This window comes from Nonomuraea sp. NPDC005983 (assembly GCF_040614375.1).
Classification (GTDB): Bacteria; Actinomycetota; Actinomycetes; order Streptosporangiales; family Streptosporangiaceae; genus Nonomuraea.
Genome location: NZ_JBEXUP010000251.1, coordinates 1 through 5897 on the forward strand (window position 1 = coordinate 1; position 5897 = coordinate 5897).

The following is a 5897-nucleotide window of genomic DNA, read 5'->3' on the forward strand; positions in this document are numbered from 1 at the left end:
GAAAGGTCAGGGCACGCTCGCGCCCTAGCGGGCACTCCCACGTGGGCCTTCACCCCCGGCGTAAACGCCGGAGCACTGGCCCACATTCTGGTAGAAGTTGCCGCCGTAAGCGAGGTCGTAGCGGACGGAGCCGAACCCGGGGACCTCGAGCTCGGCGTCCAGCCGCTCGCAGAACGCCGGAACGTTCCTGAGGGTTACGCTCCGCGCGACCCCGTCGGAGACCGCCACGTCGACCACGACCAGACCCGCCGGGGTCTCCAGGCGCACGGTGGTGACCAGCTCGGTCACGGTGACCATGCCCGTCTCCACCAGGACGGTCGCGACCCCGATCGTGCCGTGCCCGCACATCGGCAGGTAACCGGACACCTCGATGAACAGCACGCCCCAATCCGCGTCGGACCTGGTGGGCGGCTGGAGGATGGCCCCGCTCATCGACGCGTGCCCCCGCGGCTCGGTCACGAGCAGGGTCCTGATGTGGTCGAGGTTCTCGCGGAAGTGGATCCGGCGCTCCGCCATCGTCGCTCCGGGGATCACCCCGACGCCACCGGTGATCACACGGGTGGGCATGCCTTCGGTGTGGGAGTCGACCGCATGGAAGATTCGCTTGGTGCGCAAGTCATCCCTCTCAGTTCTGGTGGAGGTCGTCGTCGGACAGGTGGATCGTCCCTGCCGAACATGTCCCCGTGCCGGGCGACCATGAGCGGTCCGCTGGCCGAGTGGAACGTCACCTCGCCTCGGTCCGGCTGGAGATGTGTCAGGACGACGTACGCCGCGCCCAGTGTGGCGTGCCCGCACAGCTCGACCTCGGTGGCCGGAGTGAACCAGCGCAGGTCGTAGGCGTCTGCGTTCCTCACGATGAAGGCCGTCTTCTCTAGGGCGATGGCCTGCATGACGGCGTCGGGCAGCCACTCGTCGAGCAGGCAGACCGCCGTCGGGTTCCCCCAGAGGATCCGGTCAGTGAACGCGTCGATCTGGAAGATCGGGATGTTGATCACGTTCACCCGCCCAGCCTCTGCTTGGCCTCGGCGAAGAAGGGGATGTGACGGTAGTCCCGCGCCTCCTCGTCGTAGTCCGTGTACTGGTCCGATTCCCCGGCCTGACCAGCTGAGCTGCCTTAACCACTTCGGCCACGCGTTCGTCAAGTCCTGCGATGCCTGACACGAACCCCTCCTCGGCCCCGAGTGGAGGACTAGTATGTCACACATCATAGATCACTCCGATCGAGATGGCCATCAATGAGTCGTTCGAGACTTCAGAAATCCTTTGGCAGCCTTGCGCCTTATGCGATGAGCGGGGGATTCGTAGATGAATAGGCGGCGAATTCGCATCAAAGTGGCCAATGCCAGCCAAAAGGGTGGGGTTACACCGAGTTGCTAATGCAGATTAGGGCGCGACCGTTTCGGGAGGGCAGAGCCGGCCGTGGGCGCGGGTGATGTCGGATACGGCCCGCAGCAGGTGTTCCTCGGCGCTCACCTCCGGGGCGGGGTCGGCGGTCGCGCGAGGGTCTTCGGCGGCAGCCCTTCGGTGACGCCGGGCACCAGGGAGGCGAAGGCCCGCAGGGTGTCGTCCTGGTACAGCAATCCGAGGACTCGCCTGATCTCTTGCTCGCTCATTCGTACAATTTCGACCCATGATCAGCGTGATTCTGTTAGCGACCGCTGTCGCCATCCCCAACGGCTTCCTGCTGTACGAGAAGGCCGCGTCCAAGAAGGACGACAACCCCGAGACCTCGTGGCAGGTGAGCGGGAAGAAGGGCGCCAAGCTGGTGGTGAACCCGTGCGACAAGGTCAGGCTCGGCCAGGCGGGACGCACCTCGGCCAAGACCCTCGTCTACACGGCGGTGCCGGACTTCTCCAAGTCCGAGCAGGTGGTCCTGTACGCCGCCCCCGCTGACGCGGCCAGGGCCTTGCGGGAGCTGCGGGCCGCGCTGAAGAGCTGTGGCTCGTCCGCGTACCGGTACGCCACGAGCGCGGTCACGCTGGGCGACGAGGCGGTGCGCGTCTCGGGGCAGAGCTACCAGGGGAAGAAGATCGGCATTGGCGGGGAGCGGGCGGTGGTCGCCCGCCGGGCCAACGCGCTGATCCTGTACACGCAGGCGGGCGAGTGGGGCAAGCCCGCCACCTCCGACTACGCCCAGCAGACCAAGGACGCCGAGCGGATGCTCGCGAAGATCTGCGACATCGCCTCCTGCTGAGGGCCGACGAGCTCTGCGAGCTCTGCGAGCTCTGCGAGCTCCGCGAGCTTCGGCGAATTGTGCGGAATGTCTCGATCTTGGGACATTCTGATGACCAGATGCGGAAGTTCCTGGCGAGAGACTAGAGACACGCACGTGTGTCGGAACGTTGTTGCCAGTCCGTTCCGGCACACGGCTTCAACCTCAGAGCCGGTTCAGCCCCTGCACGTGGACGACGGCGCGGCCCTCTTCGTCGGAGGCGGCGAGGTCGATCTGCGCGTCGATGCCCCAGTCGCCGTCGCCGGCAGGGTCCCTGATCGTCTGGCGGACCTTCCACAGCCCGCTCTCCTCCTCGATCCGCAGCAGCGCGGGCCCGCGCGCGTCGGCGTCGGTGAGGATCTCCTCGTGCTCGTCGTAGTAGGCGTCGAGCGCGGCGCCCCAGTCGACGTCGGGGGCCAGCTCCTCCAGCTCGTCCTCCTTCTCGATGGCGCAGAGCTCGACCAGGCGGAACATCGCGTTGCGCACCAGCACCCTGAACGCCCGCGGGTTGCCGGTGACCGGCCGCACCTTGGCCTCCAGCTGCTCCTGCTTCTCCAGCGCCTCGGCCGGGTTGGCCAGCTTCTCCCACTCGTCGATCAGCGACGAGTCGACCTGCCGGACCAGCTCGCCGAGCCACTCGATCAGGTCGACCAGGTCGTCGCGCTTCAGGTGCTCGGGGACGGTGCGGCTGAGCGTGCGGTAGGCGTCGGCCAGGTAACGCAGCACGGTGCCCTCGGAGCGGGCCAGCTCGTAGACCTGGATGTACTCGCTGAAGGTCATCGCCCGCTCGTACATGTCGCGGACCACCGACTTCGGGCTGACCGTGTAGTCGCCCACCCAGGGATGCCCCCGCCGGTACGTCTCGTACGCCCCGAGCAGCAGGTCGTCGAGCGGCATCGGGTACATGACCTCGGCGAGCTGCTCCATCCGCTCCTCGTACTCGATGCCGTCGGCCTTCATCTGCGCGACCGCCTCGCCGCGGGCCTTCTTCAGCTGCGCCGACAGGATCTGGCGCGGGTCGTCGAGGATGGACTCGACGATCGACACCATGTCGAGGGCGTACCCGGGCGACTCCTGGTCGAGCAGGTCGAAGGCGGCCAGCGCGAACGTGGACAGCGCCTGGTTGAGCGCGAAGTCCTCCTGCAGCTCGATGGTGAGCCTGGCCCGCCTGCCCTGCTCGTCGGGCTCCTTGAGCTGCTCGACGATGCCGCCCGCGAGCAGCGACCGGTAGATGGCGATCGCCTGGCTGATGTGCCGGCGCTGCCACTTGCGATCCTCGTGGTTGTCGGTGAGCAGGTGCTTCATCGCCCGGAAGCAGTCGCCCGGACGGTTGATGACCGCCAGCAGCATCGCGTTGCTCACCTTGAACCGGGAGTTCAGCGGCTCCGGCTCGGCCTGCTGGAGCTTGTCGAAGGTCTCCTCGCTCCAGCCGACGAAGCCCTCGGGCGGCTTCTTGCGGGCGTAGCCGCGCCGCCGCTTCGGGTCGTCGCCGATCTTGGCGAGCGCCTTGGCGTTCTCGATGTCGTGCTCGGGCGCCTGGCAGGCGACGTAGCCGATCGTGTCGAAGCCCGCCCGCCCCGCGCGGCCCGCGATCTGGTGGAACTCGCGGGCGCGCAGCCGCCGCACCTTGTTGCCGTCGTACTTGGACAGGGCGGTGAACAGCACCGTGCGGATCGGCACGTTGACGCCCACGCCCAGCGTGTCGGTGCCGCAGATGACCTTCAGCAGCCCCGCCTGGGCGAGCCGCTCCACCAGCCGCCGGTACTTCGGCAGCATCCCGGCGTGGTGGACGCCGATGCCGTGCCGTACCAGTCGCGACAGCGCGCGGCCGAACCGGGTGGTGAAGCGGAAGCCGCCGATCATGGCGGCGATCGCCTCCTTCTCGGCCTTGGTCGCCATGTTGATCGACATCAGCGCCTGGGCCCGCTCCATCGCGGCGGCCTGGGTGAAGTGGACCACGTACACGGGCGCCTGGCCGGTGCTGAGCATCTCCTCCAGCGACTCGTGCAGCGGAGTCATCCGGTACGAGTACACCAGCGGCACCGGCCGCTCGGCGTGCTTGACCACCGCGGTGGGACGCCCGGTGCGCCTGGTCAGGTCGCGCTCGAACATGGAGACGTCGCCGAGCGTCGCCGACATCAGGATGAACTGCACGTTCGGCAGCTCCAGCAGCGGAACCTGCCACGCCCAGCCGCGGTCGGGCTCGGCGTAGAAGTGGAACTCGTCCATGACGACCTGGCCGATGTCGGCCGCCGCGCCGTCGCGCAGCGCCACGTTGGCCAGGATCTCGGCCGTGCAGCAGATGATCGGCGCGCCCGGGTTGACGCTGGCGTCGCCCGTCATCATGCCGACGTTCTCGGTGCCGAAGATCGCGACCAGGTCGAAGAACTTCTCCGACACCAGTGCCTTGATCGGCGCGGTGTAGAAGGTGCGGACGTCCCGCGTCAGGGCCGTGAAGTGGGCGCCGGCGGCGACGAGGCTCTTGCCCGAGCCGGTGGGCGTGGCCAGGATCAGGTTGCTCCCGGACACCACCTCGATGAGCGCCTCCTCCTGCGCGGGATAGAGCGTGAGCCCGCGCTCGGTGTTCCAGGAGGCGAAGGCGTCAAAGATGGCGTCGGGCTCGGCGTCGATCTCTTCGGGCAGGCGGTCAACGAGTAGGCTCACACTCCCTATCCTGCCGAAGTTTCCCTCGTGCTCGAACCCCGGCGGGAGCCGTGCCGGGCCGAGAGCGGTGTTCGAGGGCCGGTCGCCAGCAGGCCGCCGAGGATCGCGACCGTCGCGACGACCGGCGTCCAGCCGGGCGCGAACCCGGCCACCGTCAGCATCAGCAGGCCGCCGCCGACGAGCACGGCCGCGCCGAGCGAAGAGCCCCAGGTCGCCTTCCCGTATGGCAGCGCGGGCGGCTCCTCGAAACGGGCGAACCCCTTCAGCAGCGGCCACATCACCAGGCAGAGCAGCCCGAACCAGAGCGGCCACCCGGCGAACCAGCCGAGGCTGCCCGGCGCCGGCGTGTCGAGTCCCAGGCCGACGACCACCACGCCGGTGACCGCGAACAGCGCGGGCATGTGCCACAGGTAGACGGTCATGACGCGCGGCCCCGCCCAGGCGAGCAGCCCGTCCGTCCTGAGCCGCAGGATCCACGGGCGCAGCAGCGTGGCCAGGCCGATCTGCCCGGCGGCGACGGCCAGCATGGCCAGCGTGGGCGGGGCCATGTTGGACACCTCCGCGCCGGGCAGGCCGATCATGCTGCCCGGGTACGGGCCGAACGCCACCAGCAGCGCCGCCGTCCCGAACCCGCCGATCGCCAGCGGCCACGGACGGGTCAGCCGGCCCTCGGCGTACAGGAAGCCGAGCTGGTGCACCACCAGCCAGACGAAGACGATGTTGAGGTAGCCGAGCGGCTCGACGCCGGTCGAGAAGCGCGCGACGTCCGTCAGCACCGCGCCGGCCGCCAGCGCCGCCGGCACCCGCAGCCCGTGCCGGGCGTGCAGGCCCAGCAGGTACGGCGTGGACACCACGGCGATCACGTACACGGCGAGGAACCACAGGAGCTGGCCGGTCAGCTTCGCGCCCGTCTCCAGCGGCTGCGGGGGCACGCCCAGCTCGAGCAGCAGGTGGGGGAGCGGGATCCACACCGCCGCCAGCGGCAGCAGCGGCCAGGCCAGGCGGCGCAGCCGGACGGTCA

The 5897-nt window shown here is 68.9% G+C and carries 5 protein-coding genes and 1 pseudogene; 1 reads left to right on the top strand and 5 read right to left on the bottom strand.

Annotated features, from left to right (window positions below; translation table 11 throughout):
* Positions 1-90 precede the first annotated feature (90 nt).
* The 3 genes and pseudogenes from ABZ297_RS45890 to ABZ297_RS45900 form a co-directional block, all read right to left on the bottom strand.
* Positions 91-615: pseudogene (locus tag ABZ297_RS45890) on the bottom strand (proline racemase family protein); the annotation flags it as partial.
* A complete protein-coding gene (locus ABZ297_RS45895; RefSeq protein ID WP_355360627.1) occupies positions 552-1001 on the bottom strand; it encodes a PhzF family phenazine biosynthesis protein in 450 nt (149 codons plus the stop codon). The pseudogene ABZ297_RS45890 and the gene ABZ297_RS45895, both read right to left, overlap by 64 nt.
* A gap of 468 nt (positions 1002-1469) precedes the next feature.
* Positions 1470-1613, bottom strand: a complete 144-nt coding sequence (locus ABZ297_RS45900; protein WP_355360630.1) for a hypothetical protein — start codon at positions 1611-1613, stop codon at positions 1470-1472.
* Positions 1614-1630: 17 nt separating this feature from the next.
* On the opposite strand from ABZ297_RS45900, the gene ABZ297_RS45905 reads away from it, so the two are divergent.
* Positions 1631-2194, top strand: coding sequence for a hypothetical protein (locus ABZ297_RS45905; RefSeq protein ID WP_355360633.1), 564 nt, complete (start codon positions 1631-1633; stop codon positions 2192-2194).
* A gap of 183 nt (positions 2195-2377) precedes the next feature.
* On the opposite strand, the gene ABZ297_RS45910 is transcribed toward ABZ297_RS45905, so the two are convergent.
* Together ABZ297_RS45910 and ABZ297_RS45915 are read right to left on the bottom strand one after the other, a co-directional pair.
* Positions 2378-4885, bottom strand: coding sequence for a DUF3516 domain-containing protein (locus ABZ297_RS45910; protein ID WP_355360639.1), 2508 nt, complete (start codon positions 4883-4885; stop codon positions 2378-2380).
* Positions 4882-5897, bottom strand: a 1016-nt coding sequence (locus ABZ297_RS45915; protein WP_355360636.1) for an acyltransferase family protein, incomplete at its 5' end; no start/stop codon positions are given. The genes ABZ297_RS45915 and ABZ297_RS45910, both read right to left, overlap by 4 nt.